We start from the raw sequence: 17,915 nt of genomic DNA, 5'->3' as shown, positions 1-17,915 counted from the left end.
CACATCCCCGGTTGTGTGCTGGGTCCCCAAGCCGGGCACCCCGATGCGCTGCGCTCTCCGCGCGGGCCGACCATCTGGCGTCAAAGGCCGGAGCGGTGCGAGCCGGTCAGCCCGGACGCCGAGTGGAGGCAGCTCGTCCACAGCGACGAGCTGGAGATCGGCACTGCCACCGGCTACGTCGCGGCGCTCCTCTCCGAGCGCCTGGGCGAAGAGCTCGTCTTCAGCGTCGAGATCGACCCGCCGCTGGCTCATCAAGCGAGGCAGAACCTCGCGACTCTGGGGTACGCGCCCACGGTGGTGGTGGCCGACGGCGAGCACGGGTGGGTAGAGGCGGCTCCGTACGACCGGCTGATCTCCACCTGCGCGCTGCGCCGCGTGCCGTACGAGTTGGTGCGCCAGGTGAAACCAGGCGGCATCTCGTCGCGCCTATGGCCCGGGAGTTCTGGAGCGGCGCAATCGTCCAGCTGTCGGTCCAGGAGGGAGGCATCGCGTCAGGCCCATTCCGGGGCGGTGCGTCCCACATGCCGATGAGGTCTCACCGAGCCCCAGCCGACGCGCAGGTGCGAGGGAATGCCAGGCCGACAGTGAGCAAGGTCGACCCCCGGCTCTTGCTCACTGTCGGGTTCTCCATCTACGCGGGCGCCCGGATGCCCGGAGTCTCGATGGTCCACGCCGAGCACGATGGCATCACCGGGGTCTGGCTGATGGACCAGGCCGGGTCGGGCGCATTCGCTGAGCCCGGTGACGAGACGTGGCAGTACGGCGAGCGCGACTTGTGGTGGGACGTCGAGACGACGTACCAGGAGTATGAGGCTCTGGGCAGCCCTGACGCACGCGTTCGGGTTGACCGTGACGCCCCGCAGTCAGGACGTGTGGCTGACCCACCCGAGACGAGTGATCGCCTCCGCGTAAAGGCCCGCCCCGACCGACTCCCTGGTCTCCGTCCCCCACGGCTCCAACGTCGTTGGGGAACGGAGAGAGACGAGGTCGAGATGCGCGACTGGATTGATCCGCGGTACGCCGAAGTAGTGGACGTAGTGGACAGCTACCAGGCGTGGAAGGCCGCAGCAGGGCCGCAGCCCAAGCGAAGGCGGGGCTGGTCGAGGAAGTCCTACGGCGACCCGTTCGTGATCGTCGTCGACACGAGAACCCGGACCCCGTACACCGCCGGTCACTGATACCGCCCCGGCCGCCCGCTTACTGGGGAGCGGCCGGGCTCTTCACTGCCGAGATCGGCAAGCGGTACGTCGATCGCGTCGGCGATTTGCGAAGAGCACCCCGCGCAGCGCACCCCATTGGCGGCCAGCCCGAGCTGTCCCGCCCGGACTCGGCGCGTCGGCGGGTGTTTTGATGCTATTTCATATTAATCTGCCGTAACTGAACGAAGTCGATCGATCACAGATCGCACCCACCTCACTCCACCGGAGATGACATGCACAAGCTTCGCAAGGCTGCCGTCCTGGTTGCTGCCCTCGGCAGCGTCGGACTCCTGAGTGCCGGCACCGCCCACGCCGGCGGCCATGGGCACGGCCACCACGACGGCGACCACTTCAACATCCACCAGAGCTCCAACTGCAAGTCGCACGACCTGAACCTCGACATCCTCGGCCAGGTCGGCATCCTCAACGGCGCGCTGGGCAGCGCGCTCAACGGCGAGGGCGACCCGGGCAAGCAGGACACCCACATCGGTTCGAGCATGGGCTGCAACAGCAGCGCCTTCTAAGGCCTGTCCCGTAAACGACCTTTGAGTGGGTGGATGGGGGCGTGGCCGGTGGCCCTTCCGGCCGCGCCCCCTATCCGACGAAATCGTCCAGCACTTCATGCGCGTGAAGACGTGCTCGACACGGGCCCGGGCCTGCTTGTGGGACTTGTTGTGCGCCTCTTACCGGGCCGGCAGCTCCTCGCCCTTGCGGCGCCGGTGCGACGCAGGCGTCGGCTCGCCGCCCGGCACGCCCACCACGACGCACCACGACGCACCACGACGCATCAACATGGCGGCACAGGCACGCAGACCTGCCCCGGCTCCGGTCGGCCCGCCTCGTAGGAACACCTCGACCAGCCCCGGCCGTCCGCCCGGTGGAGCGGACGGCCGGGGCTTCTTCAAATGGGCGACAAGACGCCCTGAAAACCTCTCCCAACGGAGAACAGCCGTCTCTCGGCCAGCCCTTCAGGACCCGCCCTCGCCACCGCCTTGCGCGAGACAAAGGCGCTCAGTCGGCCATAGGCCAAGTTACGGGGCAGTAGCGGGGTAACAAGATCAGGACATGTAAAAAGCCCGGTAGATCCGAAGATCTACCGGGCTTCTGACCTGCAAGAGGTCCGCGGTGGGGCTAACAGGATTTGAACCTGTGGCCTCATCCTTATCAGGGATGCGCTCTAACCAACTGAGCTATAGCCCCGCGCTGCCCCTGAAGATTAGCGCACCTCGGGGGCAGTACCAAAATCGGTTCCGCCCGCTTCCTACTCGTCCTCGGCGAGCGTCAGCTCCACGCCGCCGACGAACCCTGCGGACAGGTTGTAGATGAACGCGCCGAGCGTCGCGAGCGCCGTGGCGAGCACCACATCGATCATCGCGATGACCGACGTGAAGATCAGAACCCGCGGCAGCGAGAGGAAGGACTGCAGGTCGAAGCCGTTGCTCTCGTTCGAGCCCGTCGCCTCGCTGATCGTCCCGCCCACCGTGGAAAAGACACCCATGGCGTCCATGACCATCCACAGCACCGCGGCCGCCACCACCGTGCAGATGCCCAGCGCGATGGAGAGCAGGAAGCTGACCTTCATCACCGACCACGGGTCGGCCTTGGCCACCCGCAGCCGCGCCTTGCGCGTGCGCGGCGTCGTCTTTGCCCCGGTCCGCGGGCGGCGCACCGCGGCGGCCGCCGCCTGCTGTCCGGGACGCTGCTGGCCGGCCTGCGTACCGCCGGCCTGAGGCGACGGATACGCCTGCGGCGGGTGGTACGGCTGCGCCGACTGGCCCTGCCCCTGCTGCTCGCGCTCGCCGGGCAGCGCCCCGCCGCCCGCGTACGCGTCGTACTGCTGGGGCTGAGGCCCTCGGGTATCGGTCACAGTCCCCCCCTGGGAGTCCGCGGCAGAGCCACGGGCACCGGATGATCCAGAACCGGAAGCGGTCGCTCCGGCGCCCGTGGCTCCACTCACGCTTTACTCCTCGTGCTCCCCGGCCGAAGGCTGGGCACCCTCGACGGATTCGGCAGATTCGGCTGAAGCCTCGGCCACATCGCCCTCGACCTCGTCGGCATCGGCCCCTTCGGGACCGTCCACCTCGTCAGCCTCGCGACCGGCCTCGGCATTGCGAGCGATACCGACAACGGCGTCGCGCTTGCCCAGGTTGATCAGTTGGACGCCCATGGTGTCACGGCCCGTCTCCCTGACTTCGTTGACTCGCGTACGAATCACACCACCGCCGAGCGTGATGGCGAGGATCTCGTCCGTCTCCTCGACCACCAGCGCGCCGACCAGCGAACCCCGGTCCTCCACGATCTTGGCGGCCTTGATGCCCAGGCCACCGCGACCCTGAACGCGGTACTCGTCGACGGGGGTCCGCTTCGCGTACCCACCATCGGTGGCGGTGAACACGAACGTACCGGCCCGGACGACATTCATCGAGAGAAGCTCGTCGCCTTCGCGGAAACTCATTCCCTTGACACCCGACGTCGCGCGTCCCATGGGCCTCAGCGCGTCGTCCGTCGCCGTGAAGCGGATCGACTGGGCCTTCTTGCTGACCAGCAGCAGATCGTCCTCGGCCGACACCAGCTCCGCGCCGATCAGCTCGTCGTCACTGCCGTCCGCGGTCTCTCGCAGATTGATCGCGATGACGCCGCCCGAACGAGGCGAGTCGTAGTCCTTCAGCGAGGTCTTCTTCACCAGGCCGCCCTTGGTGGCCAGGATCAGATACGGCGCCGCGTTGTAGTCACGGATCGCCAGGATCTGGGCGATCTTCTCGTCCGGCTGGAAAGCCAGCAGGTTGGCGACGTGCTGGCCGCGCGCGTCCCGGCCGGCGTCCGGCAGCTCGTACGCCTTGGCCCGGTACACCCGGCCCTTGTTGGTGAAGAACAGCAGCCAGTGGTGCGTCGTCGATACGAAGAAGTGGTCGACGATGTCGTCCTGCTTGAGCTTCGTACCGCGGACACCCTTGCCGCCGCGCTTCTGCGAGCGGTAGTCCTCGGTCTTCGTCCGCTTGACGTAGCCACCATTGGTGATGGTGACGACGATGTCCTCCTCGGCGATCAGGTCCTCGATGGACATGTCACCGTCGAAAGGCACCAGCTTGGAGCGGCGGTCGTCACCGAACTTCTCGACGATCGCGGACAGTTCCTCGCTGATGATCTGCCGCTGACGCTCCGGCGAGGCGAGGATCGCGTTGTACTCGTTGATCTTCGCCTGGAGCTCGTCGTGCTCGGCGACGATCTTCTGGCGCTCCAGAGCGGCCAGCCGACGCAGCTGCATCTCCAGGATCGCGTTCGCCTGGATCTCGTCGATCGACAGCAGGCCCATCAGGCCCTCGCGCGCGACATCCACCGTGTGGCTGCGCCGGATCAGCGCGATGACCTCGTCGATCGCGTCCAGCGCCTTGAGCAGACCGCGCAGAATGTGCGCCCGCTCCTCCGCCTTGCGCAGGCGGAACCTCGTACGCCGGACGATGACCTCGATCTGGTGCGTGACCCAGTGCCGGATGAAGGCGTCCAGCGACAGCGTGCGCGGCACGCCGTCCACCAGGGCCAGCATGTTGGCGCCGAAGTTCGTCTGCAGATCGGTGTGCTTGTACAGGTTGTTCAGGACGACCTTCGCGACCGCGTCCCGCTTCAGGACGATGACCAGACGCTGGCCGGTCCGCGAAGACGTTTCGTCGCGGACGTCCGCGATGCCGCCGACCTTGCCGTCCTTCACGAGGTCGGCGATCTTCTGCGCGAGGTTGTCCGGGTTCGTCTGGTACGGGAGCTCCGTGACCACCAGGCACTGGCGGTTCTGGATCTCCTCGACCGCGACCACCGCGCGCATCGTGATCGAGCCGCGGCCCGTCCGGTACGCCTCCTCGATGCCCTTGCGGCCCACGACCAGCGCACCGGTCGGGAAGTCGGGGCCCTTGATGCGCTCCATCAGCGCATCGAGCAGCTCCTCGTGACCCGCCTCCGGGTTCTCCAGGAACCACTGCGCACCGGCCGCCACCTCCCGCAGGTTGTGCGGCGGAATGTTGGTGGCCATACCGACCGCGATGCCCGCCGAACCGTTGATCAGCAGATTCGGGAAGCGCGCCGGCAGAACCGTCGGCTCCTGGTTGCGGCCGTCGTAGTTGTCCTGGAAGTCGACGGTCTCCTCGTCGATGTCCCGGACCATCTCCATGGCCAGCGGCATCATCTTGCACTCGGTGTACCGCATTGCGGCGGCCGGGTCGTTGCCCGGGGAACCGAAGTTGCCGTTGGAGTCCACCAGCGGCATGCGCATCGACCAGTGCTGCGCCAGGCGCACCAGGGCGTCGTAGATCGACGAGTCGCCGTGGGGGTGGTACGTACCCATGACGTCGCCGACGACACGGGCGCACTTGTAGAAGCCCTTCTCGGGCCGGTATCCGCCGTCGTACATCGCGTACAGCACCCGGCGGTGCACGGGCTTGAGCCCGTCCCGTACGTCGGGCAGCGCACGCGACACGATGACGGACATCGCGTAGTCGAGGTACGAACGCTGCATCTCCGTCTCGAGCCCCACGGGCTCGACACGCATGCCCACACCCTCGACGGGCGGCACCTCTTCGGGCGTCACAGGGACAGGGATGTTCTCGTCGGCCATTGCTGGTCAAAGTCCTTTCGAGCTGCGGCTGCGGCTGGTGGCCTGCACGGCCGACTCAGATGTCGAGGAAGCGGACGTCCTTGGCGTTGCGCTGGATGAACGAGCGCCGCGCCTCGACGTCCTCACCCATCAGCACCGAGAACAGGTCGTCGGCCTGCGCCGCGTCGTCCAGAGTCACCTGGCCGAGGACACGGTGGTCCACGTCCATCGTGGTGATGCGCAGCTCTTCGGCGTTCATCTCACCGAGGCCCTTGAAGCGCTGGATCGCGTCGTCCCGCACCCGCTTGCCGCTCTGCTTGCCAAGCTCCATGAGCGCGTCACGCTCACGGTCGGAGTACGCGTACTCGAAGTCGTCCCGGCTCCACTTGATCTTGAACAGCGGCGGCCGCGACAGATACACGTGACCCGCCTCGACCAGCGGCCGCATGAAGCGGAACAGGAAGGTCAGCAGCAGCGTGTTGATGTGCTGACCGTCGACGTCGGCGTCCGCCATCAGGATGATCTTGTGATAGCGGAGCTTCTCGATGTCGAAGTCCTCGTGCACACCCGTGCCGAACGCCGAGATCAGCGCCTGGACCTCGGTGTTCTGGAGGATCTTGTCGATCCGCGCCTTCTCGACGTTCAGGATCTTGCCTCGGATCGGCAGGATGGCCTGGTACATCGGGTTACGACCGGACTTCGCCGAGCCACCGGCGGAGTCACCCTCGACGATGAAGATCTCGCACTTCGTCGGGTCGTTCGACTGGCAGTCGGACAGCTTGCCCGGCAGCGAGGCCGACTCCAGCAGGCCCTTGCGACGGGTCAGGTCGCGCGCCTTGCGGGCCGCGACGCGCGCCGTGGCCGCCTGGATCGACTTGCGGATGATGTCCGCGGCCTCGTTCGGATTGCGGTCGAACCAGTCGTTGAGGTGCTCGTGCACGACCTTCTGCACGAAGGTCTTCGCCTCCGTGTTGCCCAGCTTGGTCTTCGTCTGACCCTCGAACTGCGGCTCGCCCAGCTTGATCGAGATGATCGCCGTCAGACCCTCACGGATGTCCTCACCGGCGAGGTTGTCGTCCTTCTCACGCAGGAACTTCTTCTCGCGCGCGTACCGGTTGACCAGACCTGTCATCGCCGCACGGAAGCCCTCTTCGTGCGTGCCGCCCTCGTGCGTGTGGATCGTGTTCGCGAAGGAGTAGACACCCTCGGTGTACTGCGAGTTCCACTGCATCGCGATCTCGACCGAGAGCATGCGCTCCTTGTCCTCGGCCTCGACGTCGATGACGGTCGGGTGAATCAGCTCACCCTTGCGCGAGTTCAGGTACTTCACGAAGTCGACGATGCCGCCTTCGTAGTGGTACGTGACCGTACGGACCTGGTCGTCCTCCGTACCGTCCGCCGTGTCCGCCCCCGCCACGGCCTTCGCGGACTCCCGCTCGTCCGTCAGCTTGAGCGTCAGGCCCTTGTTGAGGAACGCCATCTCCTGGAAACGCCGCGACAGCGTCTCGAAGGAGTAGTCGGTCGTCTCGAAGACGTCCGGGTCGGCCCAGAAGGTGACAGAGGTACCGGACTCCTCCGTGGCCTCGTTACGGGCCAGCGGCGCCGTCGGCACACCGAGCTTGTAGTCCTGCGTCCAGCGGTAACCGTCGCGCTTGACCTCGACAGCGACCTTCGACGACAGCGCGTTCACCACGGAGACGCCGACGCCGTGCAGACCGCCGGATACGGCGTAGCCGCCACCGCCGAACTTGCCGCCCGCGTGCAGGACGGTCAGCACGACCTCGACGGCCGGCTTGTTCTCCGACGGCACGATGTCCACCGGGATACCGCGGCCGTTGTCGATCACGCGCACGCCGCCGTCGGGCAGGATCGTGACGTCGATCGTGTCCGCATGTCCTGCCATGGCCTCGTCGACAGAGTTGTCGACGACCTCTTGCACCAGGTGGTGAAGTCCACGCTCACCGGTCGAGCCGATGTACATGCCGGGCCGCTTGCGGACCGCGTCCAGACCCTCGAGGACCGTGATCGCGCTGGCGTCATAGGCCGCCGCGACGGCAGCCGGTACTGCGCCCGGAACTGCAGCCGCGCCGTCCTTGTCGGCAATGGACAGAATGTTCTCGTTGGGGTCGCCGGAATCGGCCACGAAGCGCCCTTTCTGGCACAGCACAGGCCGACCCGCGACAAACGGGACCGGCTGCGTCGTTCTGTATAAGTCGACGTGTCCCGCGAGCGGGCGGGATTGTGCACCAGTCTACCGGTAGCGCGGACACTCATGGGGGTTTGCCGGTACCTGAGTCCCCATGTGCCGTCCTGAACCGGAGCCGTCCGACTCCCCATATCCGGGAAGGGGCTCCAAGAGGCTCACACGGGCATTCAGCGCTTCGGCCTGTCAACCTCCGGCTACCGTGAGGGACGCCTCATACGTACACCCGCTCCTCAGCCGTACGTATCCCCGGGCCCGGTGCTTCCCGGCGCCCGCAGAGGACCGAACCGGCGCTGCGGCCCGCCCGGGCCCCAGATCTTGATCATCCGCACCGTGTCCCGGCCGAGGTCTTTGTTCAGCCGCGTCAGCAACTCCCGTTGCATCAGGCGCAACTGCGTCGCCCACGCCGTCGAATCGCACTGCACGGTCAGCACGCGCTCGTCCTCGTCGTACCGCTGGGGAACGCAGTGCTTCGCCAGATCCCCGCCCACGATTTCCGGCCATCGGCCCATGACTCCGCTGACCGCCATCGGCATCTCCCAGCCGCGCTCGGTCTTCAGCCGGTCCAGGGCAGCGCCCAGCGCCAGCGGGTCACGGCCGTCGGCCCCCGACCCGGACCGCAGGCCGCCACCGCGCCGCGCCTGCTTCTTCTGCTGCGCCGCCGCGCCACGCGCCCGCGCCTGCTCCTTGGCCGCACGCAGGGCCACACGCGCCAGATCAACGCCGGACGGCTCGGGCACCGAGGGGCGAGGGGTCGAGGGGCCGGGAATCGAGAGCCCGGGCGTCGAGGACCCGGACACCGAGGGCCCGGTCACCGAGGGTCCAGGCACCGAAGAGCCGGGCACCGGAAGCTCAGGTTCCGTCGGGGCACCCTGCGAGCCCCGCGAGCCCTTGGCGCCCTGTGAGCCCCGAGCACCCGGCAGCTCCGCGCTCATACCCGCGCCACCTCGCCACCGGACACTTCGTACCGAGCGCCCGCCAGCACCCTCGGCACATCGTCGTCCACCGCCGCCGTCACCAGCACCTGCTCGCCCGGCGCCACCAGCTCCGCCAGCCGCTCGCGGCGCCGCGCGTCCAGCTCCGCGAAAACGTCGTCGAGCACCAGCACCGGCTCGTTGCCCTCGGCCCGCAGCAGGTCGTACGAGGCAAGACGCAACGACAGCGCGTACGACCAGGACTCGCCGTGGCTCGCGTACCCCTTGGCAGGCAGCTGCCCGAGCTTGAGCACCAGGTCGTCGCGGTGCGGGCCGACCAGCGTCACGCCCCGCTCGATCTCCTGCTTGCGGGCATCGGCCAGTGCCGCGATCAGCTGCTCGTACAGCTCCTCACGGGTGTGCGCCGCCGCTATGCCCTCACCCACGGAGCTGCGGTAGTCCAGGCTCACCGGGCCCCCGCCCGGTGCCAGCTGCTCGTACGCCTTGTCCGCCATCGGCTGCAGCGTCGCGATCAGATCCAGCCGCTGAGCGAGCAGCTCCGCACCGACCTGCCCCAGATGCTGGTCCCAGACGTCGAGGGTCGACAGATCCATGGAGCGGCCGCCGTGCCTGCGTGCCATCGCGGCCGATTTCAGGAGCGTATTGCGCTGCTTCAGCACCCGCTCGTAGTCCGACCGCACACCCGCCATGCGCGGCGAACGTGCCGTGATCAGCTCGTCGAGAAACCGTCGGCGCTCGCCCGGATCGCCCTTGACCAGCGCCAGATCCTCGGGCGCGAACAGCACGGTCCGTACGATCCCGAGCACATCACGCGGCCTGACCTGCGAAGACCTGTTGATACGAGCCCGGTTCGCGCGGCCGGGATTCAGCTCCAGCTCGACGAGCTGCTGCCGCTCGCCCTGGGTGACGGCGGCCCGGATGACGGCACGCTCCGCACCCATCCGTACCAGGGGGGCGTCCGAGGCGACCCGATGGCTGCCGAGCGTCGCGAGGTAGCCGACCGCCTCGACGAGATTCGTCTTGCCCTGGCCGTTGGCCCCCACGAAAGCTGTGACGCCCGGATCGAGAGGGACCTCGACCCGGGCGTACGAGCGAAAGTCGGCCAGCGACAGATGCGTGACATGCATGGTGTACGCCGACCTTCTTCCAGCTCTGAACTACTTCTTGGACTCGACCGCGTGACCGCCGAACTGGTTGCGCAGGGCAGCGATCATCTTCATCTGCGGGGAGTCCTCCTGACGGGACGCGAAGCGCGCGAACAGCGACGCGGTGATCGCGGGCAGCGGCACCGCGTTGTCGATCGCGGCCTCGACGGTCCAGCGGCCCTCACCGGAGTCGGCGGCGAATCCGCGGAGCTGGTCCAGGTGCTCGTCGTCGTCGAGAGCGTTGACGGCCAGGTCGAGCAGCCAGGAACGGATGACCGTGCCCTCCTGCCAGGACCGGAAGACCTCGCGCACATCGGTGACGGAGTCGACCTTCTCCAGCAGCTCCCAGCCCTCGGCGTACGCCTGCATCATGGCGTACTCGATGCCGTTGTGGACCATCTTCGCGAAGTGGCCGGCGCCGACCTTGCCCGCGTGCACCGAACCGAAATCGCCCTCGGGCTTGAGGGCGTCGAAGACCGGCTGGACCTTCGCCACGTTCTCGGCGTCGCCGCCGTACATCAGCGCGTAGCCGTTCTCCAGGCCCCAGACGCCGCCCGAGACGCCGCAGTCGACGAAGCCGATGCCCTTGATGCCGAGCTCGACGGCATGCTTCTCGTCGTCCGTCCAGCGGGAGTTACCGCCGTCCACGACGACGTCTCCGGGCTCCAGCAGCTCGGAAAGCTCGTCGATGGTGGACTGGGTCGCAGCACCGGCCGGGACCATCACCCACACGACTCGCGGGCCCTTGAGCTTGGCCACAAGCTCCTCAAGGCTGTGGACATCGGCGACGTCCGGGTTGCGGTCGTAACCGATGACGGTGTGGCCTGCGCGGCGGATGCGCTCACGCATGTTGCCGCCCATCTTGCCGAGGCCGACGAGACCGAGCTCCATCAGAGATTCCTTAAGCGTTGTGGCGATTCGTACCCGAGAACGAGCCTACGCCCGGCCCGCTGGGAGGATCTGACTGGCATCAGCAGGCCCGGGGCCACCAGGGCACCGGGCCTGTGCCGCCCCATCAGCGCACTGTGTCGGCGCAGGGACTGCGTCGATGCGCGGGGGCAGCGAGCGGTCAGCCCGAGAGCCGCACCGGCATGATCAGGTACTTGTACGCCTCGTCCGCCTCGGCATCCATCGCGGGCCTGCCGCTGAGCAGCGCCGGCTTGGTGGACGTCGTGAAGGAGAGCTGGGCGACCGGGGAGTCGATCGCGCTCAGGCCGTCCAGCAGGAACGTCGGGTTGAAGGCGATCGAGATGTCGTCGCCGTCGAGGTTGGCGTCGACCCGCTCCACAGCCTGTGCATCGTCGCTCGAACCCGCTTCGAGGATCAGCACGCCCTGCTCGAAGCTGAGCCGCACCGGCGTGTTCCGCTCGGCGACCAGAGCCACACGCTTGACGGCCTCGACGAACGGGGCGGTCTCGATGACGGCGATCGAGTTGAACTCGGTCGGGAAGAGCGTCCGGTACTTCGGCAGGTCACCTTCGAGCAGTCGCGTGGTCGTACGTCGGCCGGCGCCCTCGAAACCGATCAGGCCTTCGCCCGCACCGGAGCCGGAGAGCGCGATGGTGACCGTGTCACCGCTGGTCAGCGACTTGGCGGTGTCCAGCAGAGTCTTGGCGGGCACCAGCGCGACAGCGGAGGCTTCCGGGTTCTCCGGCTTCCACAGGAACTCGCGGACCGCGAAGCGGTAGCGGTCGGTGGAGGCCAGCGTGACCGAGTCGCCCTCGATCTCGATGCGTACGCCGGTGAGGACGGGCAGCGTGTCGTCGCGGCCGGCGGCGATGGCCACCTGGGCGGCGGCGGAGGCGAAGACCTCACCAGGAACGGTGCCGGTCGCGGTCGGCATCTGCGGAAGTGCCGGGTACTCCTCCACAGGCAGCGTGTGGAGTGTGAACCGCGAGGAACCGCAGACCACGGTCGCCCGTACACCGTCTGTGGAGATCTCCACCGGCCGGTTGGGAAGGGCGCGGCAGATGTCGGCGAGAAGCCGGCCGGAGACGAGAACGGTGCCGTCCTCCTCCACGTCCGCCTCGACCGAGACCCGCGCCGAGACCTCGTAGTCGAAGCCGGAGAGGCTGAGAGCGCCGTCCTCCGCCTTCAGAAGAAGGCCCGCGAGGACGGGCACCGGCGGACGGGCCGGGAGGCTGCGAGCCGTCCAGGCCACCGCCTCCGCGAGTACATCGCGCTCCACCCGGATCTTCACCGGAACCGCCTCCTGCTTGTTGCTGGCTCGCCCTGCTGGCCGTCGTCGTCTGGGGTCGTCTGGCTGTGTCGCCGGGGACCAGTCTGACGCACGGCACCGACAGTCGGTGCGGCTCGGGGTCAAGTCGCGGCGAGACGTCCTGGAGGCTCCGGGCTCGAGTTGTGCACAGGCCCTTCTTCCAAGCGAATTCCGAGCTAACTCTAAGTGGGAGTAGTAGTAGGGCCTGTGGAAACGGTGGATAACCCCGTATTCGCAGGTCAGGGGCGCTTTTTTGTCCACCGCCCCTGTGGGCGCAGCCCGTGGACAACCCGGGGTTTCTGTGGACACGCGAAAGTTCTGCACAGCCGGTGCACAGGCCGGTGGGAGTTCTCCCCAGTGCTGTCCCCAGCTTTACCCACGTTCCCCACAGCCCAACCGACCCCCTTGGTGTGACGGCTTTCACTCGACGCAGTGAGCCCGGGTGTTTCGTTGCCGAACAGTGGACAGGGGTGTGGAGAAGCTGTGCACAACATCATCCTGCCTGTGGGCCGGCAGTGGACAACCTTGATCACGCCCTGTGGACAGTTTTTCTGTCCACAGCCTGTGGAGGGCGGTTGACCACAAATCCCCAACCACCTGACCTGGGGTGATCAAGTCTGGACAACCGGACCTGTGGACCCACTCTGGACAACTTGGGAGTCCCCAGGGTGTGGACGGAACATCCTCCCCTGTTCTGTGGAGAACAGAGCCATGCGGGTGCGTATTCGAACACCGCAGAGAGACCGAAGAGGGTCCGAACGACGAAGGGCGCCCCGGGAGTTCGTCCCGGGGCGCCCTTCCGACGCTGTTCTACGCGGCCGTGTCAGCCGTTCTTGATGCGGTTCGTGAGCTCGGTGACCTGGTTGTAGATGGAGCGCCGCTCGGCCATCAGCGCGCGGATCTTGCGGTCGGCGTGCATCACGGTCGTATGGTCGCGGCCGCCGAACTGGGCGCCGATCTTGGGCAGCGAGAGATCGGTCAGCTCACGGCACAGGTACATCGCGATCTGCCGGGCCGTCACCAGCACACGACTGCGCGAGGATCCGCAGAGGTCTTCCACCGTCAGCCCGAAGTAGTCGGCGGTCGCGGCCATGATGGCGCTCGCGGTGATCTCGGGCGACGCGTCCTCGCCGCCGGGGATCAGATCCTTGAGCACGATCTCGGTGAGCCCGAGGTCCACCGGCTGCCGGTTGAGCGACGCGAAGGCCGTCACCCGGATCAGCGCGCCCTCCAGCTCGCGGATGTTGCGCGAGATACGGGACGCGATGAACTCCAGCACCTCCGGCGGAGCGTTGAGCTGCTCCTGCACCGCCTTCTTGCGGAGGATCGCGATGCGCGTCTCCAGCTCCGGCGGCTGTACGTCGGTGGTCAGGCCCCACTCGAAGCGGTTGCGCAGCCGGTCCTCCAGCGTCACCAGCTGCTTGGGCGGCCGGTCGGAGGACAGCACGATCTGCTTGTTCGCGTTGTGCAGCGTGTTGAAGGTGTGGAAGAACTCCTCCTGCGTCGACTCCTTGCTCGCGAGGAACTGGATGTCGTCGACAAGCAGGATGTCCACGTCGCGGTAGCGCTTGCGGAAGGCGTCGCCCTTGCCGTCGCGGATCGAGTTGATGAACTCGTTCGTGAACTCCTCGGAGCTCACATAGCGCACGCGCGTCCCGGGGTAGAGGCTCCGCGCGTAGTGCCCGATCGCGTGCAGCAGATGCGTTTTTCCGAGTCCCGACTCCCCATAAATAAAGAGAGGGTTGTACGCCTTCGCCGGCGCCTCGGCGACGGCGACCGCGGCCGCGTGCGCGAAGCGGTTGGACGAGCCGATGACGAAGGTGTCGAAGAGGTACTTCGGATTCAGGCGGGCGTGCGGCTCGCCAGGACCGGGCGGCGACGAGGGCTGGGCGGCCAGGGGCCCGGGGGCCCCGCCGGTCGGCGAGGAGCCGGGGCCGCCGCGGTGCGGCGCCTGCTGGTCCTGGTGGTCGCGGCGGTCGAGCTGGCGCTCGTGACGCGGCGCCTGGTCGTAATGCGGCTGCTCGTACTGCTGGCGCTCGGGTGCCTGCGGCCGGTAGTCGTGCTGCTGGGGGCGTCCGGTGTACGGGTCGCGCTCCTGGTAGCCGCCGAGCCGGGGCTGCTGCCAGCCGTGGTCCTCCTGCGGGCCCGGCCAGGCACCCGGCTCGTGGCGCGGCTGCCGGTAATCGGGGTACGCGGGCCGGGCGGTCGGGAGATCATCGGCGGCGGGCCGGTGCCCGTAGCCGTCGTACGGCTCGTGCTGAGACTGCTGCTGCGACTCGTCGTGCGACGGCCCCTGGTACCGGGGCTGCTGGGACTGCTGCGTGGACGGGGCCGGCGGCGGGGCGGGATCTCCCGCCGAATCGTCGACGGTGATCGCGATCCGGATGGGACGGCCGCACTCGCGGCTCAGGGTCTCGCTGATGAGCGGGGCGAGCCGGCCTTCGAGGACGCGCTTGCCCCATTCGTTGGGGACGGCGAGCAGTGCGGTGTCGGCCACCAGGGCGAGCGGCTGGCAGCGCTCGATCCACTGCTTGTCCTTGGGTTCGATGCCCTGCTGCCCCTCTCCGAGGAGATGCTCCAGCACCCGTGGCCACACTGCGGCAAGATCGGCAGGTACGTCAGCCACAGGGCACGCTCTCTCACAGGTCCCACGAATGTGTGGTTCTTGGGACGGGATGGGAAGGACAGGCAGGAAAGGAATCCAAGTTCAGCCACGGTAGTCGGGGCGCGTCACGCGGTTCAAGTTGTTGTCCACAGGCTGTGCATAGTGGACCACGGCGAAGACCCGGTTTGACCGGATGGCGTAGCCGCGCGTACCGTGACCAGGTCGAGTTGTCGATGGCTGCTGCCGCCTGCCTCCGATGGGCAAAGATCACGATCTGTGGTCGTGAAGCGGTGCACACGGGCGTTGCGAGCTTCCTCGTGGGCGCACGGTGACAGCCAGGCGATGTCCCGCCATCACCCGATTCATTTCTGGAGCCCCCGAGTGAGCAAGCGCACCTTCCAGCCGAACAACCGTCGTCGTGCCAAGACCCACGGCTTCCGCCTGCGCATGCGCACCCGCGCCGGTCGCGCCATCCTGGCGACCCGCCGTGGCAAGGGCCGCACCCGCCTTTCCGCCTGATCTCGTAAACGAGTCATGACGTGCTGCCTACCGAGAATCGGCTGAGGCGGCGCGAGGACTTCGCGACCGCGGTACGCCGAGGACGCAGGGCCGGTCGCCCGCTCCTCGTCGTCCATCTACGCAGCAGCGGTTCAACGGACCCGCACGCGCCTGGGGAGAGCGTTCCCCCGACGCGTGCGGGTTTCGTCGTCAGCAAAGCCGTCGGCAACGCAGTCGTACGCAACGTGGTGAAGCGGAGACTTCGCCACCTTGTCCGCGATCGGTTGTCCCAGCTGCCCCCCGGTAGCCTGGTTGTCGTACGGGCATTGCCCGGAGCAGGCGATGCCGACCATGCACAGCTGGCCCAAGACCTGGATGCCGCCCTTCAGCGGCTGCTGGGAGGGGGCGCGCGATGAAGTACCCGCTGCTGGCTTTGATCAAGCTGTACCAGTGGACGATCAGTCCGTTGCTCGGGCCTGTGTGCCGCTATTACCCGTCGTGCTCCCACTACGGTTTTACGGCCATCGACCGGCATGGTGCGGTGAAGGGCACGGCCCTGACCGCCTGGCGCATTCTGCGGTGCAATCCGTGGTCGCCCGGCGGTGTGGACCATGTCCCGCCGCGCAAACGTCCGCGTTGGCACGAAGCGCTGCGCAATGCGTGGAGCGGCAACCGCGACACCAAGGGCGGGCAGTACTCCGCCGCTGAGCCCAACCTGGCTGCAGAGACCTCGCCCAATGCTCAAGGAGCCTGATTAGTGGACACGATTGCCAGTCTGTTCAGCTTTATCACCACACCTGTTTCGTGGGTCATCGTCCAATTCCACACGATGTACGGGGCGATCTTCGGACCTGACACGGGCTGGGCCTGGGGTCTGTCCATCGTGTCGCTCGTGGTGCTTATCCGGATCTGTCTGATCCCGCTGTTCGTCAAGCAGATCAAGTCGACGCGCGGCATGCAGGCGCTCCAGCCTGAGATGAAGAAGATCCAGGAGCGCTACAAGAGCGACAAGCAGCGTCAGTCCGAAGAGATGATGAAGCTGTACAAGGAGACGGGTACCAACCCGCTCTCCTCGTGCCTTCCCATCCTGGCGCAGTCGCCGTTCTTCTTCGCCCTGTACCACGTGCTCTCCAGCATTGCCTCGGGCAAGACCGTAGGCGTTATCAATGACTCGCTGCTGGCGAGCGCCCGTGAGGCGCACATCTTCGGCGCTCCGCTGGCCGCGAAGTTCACGGACAGCGCGGCGGACATGGTCAAGTTCGACGCCTCGCTGACCGATGTTCGCGTGATCACAGCGATCATGATCATCTTGATGTCGGCGTCGCAGTTCTATACGCAGCGCCAGCTGATGACGAAGAACGTCGATCTGTCGGTCAAGACGCCGTTCATGCAGCAGCAGAAGATGCTGATGTACATCTTCCCGGTCATGTTCGCCGTGATGGGCGTCAACTTCCCCGTGGGTGTCCTCGTCTACTGGCTGACCACCAACGTGTGGACCATGGGCCAGCAGATGTACGTGATCCACGGCAATCCGACCCCGGGCAGCAAGGCGCAGGCTCACCTGCTGGAGCGGATGCAGAAGTCGATCGTCAAGCACGGCAAGGTGCGCAGCCGGCGCGAGCGCAACGTCATCAAGGTGATTGCCGCCAAGGGCCGTGAGCGCAACGAGGCCGAGCGAAAGTTCGTCAAGGGCCTTGGTTTGGCGCGGCTGACTATTCAGCCTGACGGCACTGTGGCGAAGGGTGAGCCCGAGGTCGAGGCCGAGGACGGCACGACACCGGAGTCGGGCCCGAAGCGGCAGCAGCCCAAGCGTCTGACCAAGGCGCAGCGTCAGGCCGGCACTGAGCCTTCGGCGAAGACTTCGCTGCAGAAGGACGAGCCGCAGGACGCCAAGCCCAAGCCGGCCGGTAAGTCCGCTCCCGGTTCCGCACGCCAAGCCAAGTCCGGGCAGCGCAAGGGCCAGCAGCGGCCCAAGCACCCGTCCAAGAAGTAATAAGGAGTCCATCCCGTGACGGAAGGCACCACCTCCGCGGCCGCTGAGGGTGGCGACACCCTGACCCGCCTCGAGCAGGAAGGGGAAATCGCGGCCGACTACCTCGAGGGTCTGCTCGACATCACCGACCTCGACGGCGACATCGACATGGACGTCGAGGCAGACCGGGCCGCGGTCTCGATCATCAGTGACGCGGGCAGCCGTGATCTGCAGAAACTCGTGGGTCGCGACGGTGAGGTGCTTGAGGCACTTCAGGAGCTCACGCGTCTCGCCGTGCACCGCGAGACCGGGGACCGCAGTCGGCTGATGCTCGACATCGCGGGATTCCGGGCCAAGAAGCGCGAAGAGCTCGCGGAGCTCGGTGCCAAGACCGCGGACGAGGTGAAGAGCACCGGTGAGCCGGTGAAGCTGAACCCGATGACGCCCTTCGAGCGCAAGGTCGTGCACGACGCGATCGCGGCCGCGGGTCTGCGCAGCGAGTCCGAGGGCGAGGAGCCGCAGCGCTTCGTCGTTGTGCTTCCGGCCTGACCGGTCCAT

At 67.2% G+C, this 17,915-nt stretch carries 16 protein-coding genes, 1 tRNA gene and 1 pseudogene; 8 read left to right on the top strand and 10 right to left on the bottom strand.

Annotated features, from left to right (window positions below; all coding sequences use genetic code 11):
* Positions 1–15 precede the first annotated feature (15 nt).
* From PXH83_RS14530 to PXH83_RS14520, 3 genes are all read left to right on the top strand, one after another.
* The gene (locus PXH83_RS14530; protein WP_274560567.1) at positions 16–531 is read left to right on the top strand and encodes a methyltransferase domain-containing protein; all 516 of its coding nucleotides are present in this window, start codon (positions 16–18) and stop codon (positions 529–531) included.
* 53 nt (positions 532–584) lie between these two features.
* Positions 585–1,178: a hypothetical protein gene (locus PXH83_RS14525; RefSeq protein ID WP_274560565.1), complete on the top strand. Its 594-nt coding sequence runs from the start codon at positions 585–587 to the stop codon at positions 1,176–1,178.
* Positions 1,179–1,432: 254 nt separating this feature from the next.
* Positions 1,433–1,723, top strand: a complete 291-nt coding sequence (locus PXH83_RS14520) for a hypothetical protein (RefSeq protein ID WP_274560563.1) — start codon at positions 1,433–1,435, stop codon at positions 1,721–1,723.
* A gap of 72 nt (positions 1,724–1,795) precedes the next feature.
* Here the strand turns inward: PXH83_RS14520 and PXH83_RS14515 are convergent.
* The 10 genes and pseudogenes from PXH83_RS14515 to dnaA all read right to left on the bottom strand — a co-directional run.
* A pseudogene (locus PXH83_RS14515) lies at positions 1,796–1,921 on the bottom strand (IS5/IS1182 family transposase); the annotation flags it as partial.
* A gap of 404 nt (positions 1,922–2,325) precedes the next feature.
* Positions 2,326–2,399 (bottom strand) — tRNA-Ile (locus tag PXH83_RS14510).
* A gap of 61 nt (positions 2,400–2,460) precedes the next feature.
* The gene (locus PXH83_RS14505; protein WP_274560561.1) at positions 2,461–3,156 is read right to left on the bottom strand and encodes a DUF3566 domain-containing protein; all 696 of its coding nucleotides are present in this window, start codon (positions 3,154–3,156) and stop codon (positions 2,461–2,463) included.
* A gap of 3 nt (positions 3,157–3,159) precedes the next feature.
* Positions 3,160–5,802 carry a DNA gyrase subunit A gene (gyrA, locus tag PXH83_RS14500; RefSeq protein ID WP_274560559.1) on the bottom strand — a complete coding sequence of 881 codons (2,643 nt, stop codon included), beginning with the start codon at positions 5,800–5,802 and terminating at the stop codon, positions 3,160–3,162.
* A gap of 55 nt (positions 5,803–5,857) precedes the next feature.
* The gene (gene gyrB / locus PXH83_RS14495; RefSeq protein WP_274560557.1) at positions 5,858–7,948 is read right to left on the bottom strand and encodes a DNA topoisomerase (ATP-hydrolyzing) subunit B; all 2,091 of its coding nucleotides are present in this window, start codon (positions 7,946–7,948) and stop codon (positions 5,858–5,860) included.
* Between the two features lie 269 nt (positions 7,949–8,217).
* Positions 8,218–8,784, bottom strand: coding sequence for a DciA family protein (locus tag PXH83_RS14490; protein WP_420803223.1), 567 nt, complete (start codon positions 8,782–8,784; stop codon positions 8,218–8,220).
* A gap of 131 nt (positions 8,785–8,915) precedes the next feature.
* Positions 8,916–10,046 (bottom strand): DNA replication/repair protein RecF, encoded by a 1,131-nt coding sequence (recF, locus tag PXH83_RS14485; protein ID WP_274560555.1) that lies wholly within the window; start codon positions 10,044–10,046, stop codon positions 8,916–8,918.
* A gap of 30 nt (positions 10,047–10,076) precedes the next feature.
* A complete protein-coding gene (gene gnd / locus PXH83_RS14480) occupies positions 10,077–10,955 on the bottom strand; it encodes a phosphogluconate dehydrogenase (NAD(+)-dependent, decarboxylating) (RefSeq protein WP_214920693.1) in 879 nt (292 codons plus the stop codon).
* A 178-nt stretch (positions 10,956–11,133) separates the two neighbouring features.
* On the bottom strand, positions 11,134–12,264 hold the full coding sequence (gene dnaN, locus PXH83_RS14475) for a DNA polymerase III subunit beta (RefSeq protein WP_274560552.1): 1,131 nt from the start codon (positions 12,262–12,264) through the stop codon (positions 11,134–11,136).
* Positions 12,265–13,105: 841 nt separating this feature from the next.
* Positions 13,106–14,908 carry a chromosomal replication initiator protein DnaA gene (gene dnaA, locus PXH83_RS14470; protein ID WP_274560550.1) on the bottom strand — a complete coding sequence of 601 codons (1,803 nt, stop codon included), beginning with the start codon at positions 14,906–14,908 and terminating at the stop codon, positions 13,106–13,108.
* Between the two features lie 360 nt (positions 14,909–15,268).
* On the opposite strand from dnaA, the gene rpmH reads away from it, so the two are divergent.
* Genes rpmH through PXH83_RS14445 form a run of 5 tightly spaced genes read left to right on the top strand, consistent with a single transcriptional unit; the run spans position 15,269 to position 17,906 of the window.
* Positions 15,269–15,406 carry a 50S ribosomal protein L34 gene (gene rpmH, locus PXH83_RS14465; RefSeq protein WP_078606731.1) on the top strand — a complete coding sequence of 46 codons (138 nt, stop codon included), beginning with the start codon at positions 15,269–15,271 and terminating at the stop codon, positions 15,404–15,406.
* 20 nt (positions 15,407–15,426) lie between these two features.
* Positions 15,427–15,801, top strand: coding sequence for a ribonuclease P protein component (gene rnpA, locus PXH83_RS14460; RefSeq protein WP_214920696.1), 375 nt, complete (start codon positions 15,427–15,429; stop codon positions 15,799–15,801).
* On the top strand, positions 15,798–16,139 hold the full coding sequence (gene yidD, locus PXH83_RS14455; RefSeq protein WP_214920697.1) for a membrane protein insertion efficiency factor YidD: 342 nt from the start codon (positions 15,798–15,800) through the stop codon (positions 16,137–16,139). The genes rnpA and yidD overlap by 4 nt, the downstream gene beginning before the upstream one ends.
* Before the next feature lie 3 nt (positions 16,140–16,142).
* The gene (gene yidC, locus PXH83_RS14450; protein ID WP_274560546.1) at positions 16,143–17,378 is read left to right on the top strand and encodes a membrane protein insertase YidC; all 1,236 of its coding nucleotides are present in this window, start codon (positions 16,143–16,145) and stop codon (positions 17,376–17,378) included.
* Positions 17,379–17,393: 15 nt separating this feature from the next.
* Positions 17,394–17,906, top strand: a complete 513-nt coding sequence (locus tag PXH83_RS14445; RefSeq protein ID WP_274560545.1) for a Jag family protein — start codon at positions 17,394–17,396, stop codon at positions 17,904–17,906.
* The last annotated feature ends 9 nt before the right edge of the window (positions 17,907–17,915 follow it).

Source organism: Streptomyces spiramyceticus (assembly GCF_028807635.1).
Lineage (GTDB): Bacteria > Actinomycetota > Actinomycetes > Streptomycetales > Streptomycetaceae > Streptomyces > Streptomyces spiramyceticus.
This window is presented reverse-complemented; position numbering and strand designations above follow the sequence as displayed.

Bases quoted from the DNA above. Each gene is read 5' to 3' on its own strand.
- yidD (WP_214920697.1), top strand. From the start codon at position 15,798: ATGAAGTACCCGCTGCTGGCTTTGATCAAGCTGTACCAGTGGACGATC.
- gyrA (WP_274560559.1), bottom strand. From the start codon at position 5,802: ATGGCCGACGAGAACATCCCTGTCCCTGTGACGCCCGAAGAGGTGCCG.
- gnd (WP_214920693.1), bottom strand. From the start codon at position 10,955: ATGGAGCTCGGTCTCGTCGGCCTCGGCAAGATGGGCGGCAACATGCGT.
- recF (WP_274560555.1), bottom strand. From the start codon at position 10,046: ATGCATGTCACGCATCTGTCGCTGGCCGACTTTCGCTCGTACGCCCGG.
- PXH83_RS14520 (WP_274560563.1), top strand. From the start codon at position 1,433: ATGCACAAGCTTCGCAAGGCTGCCGTCCTGGTTGCTGCCCTCGGCAGC.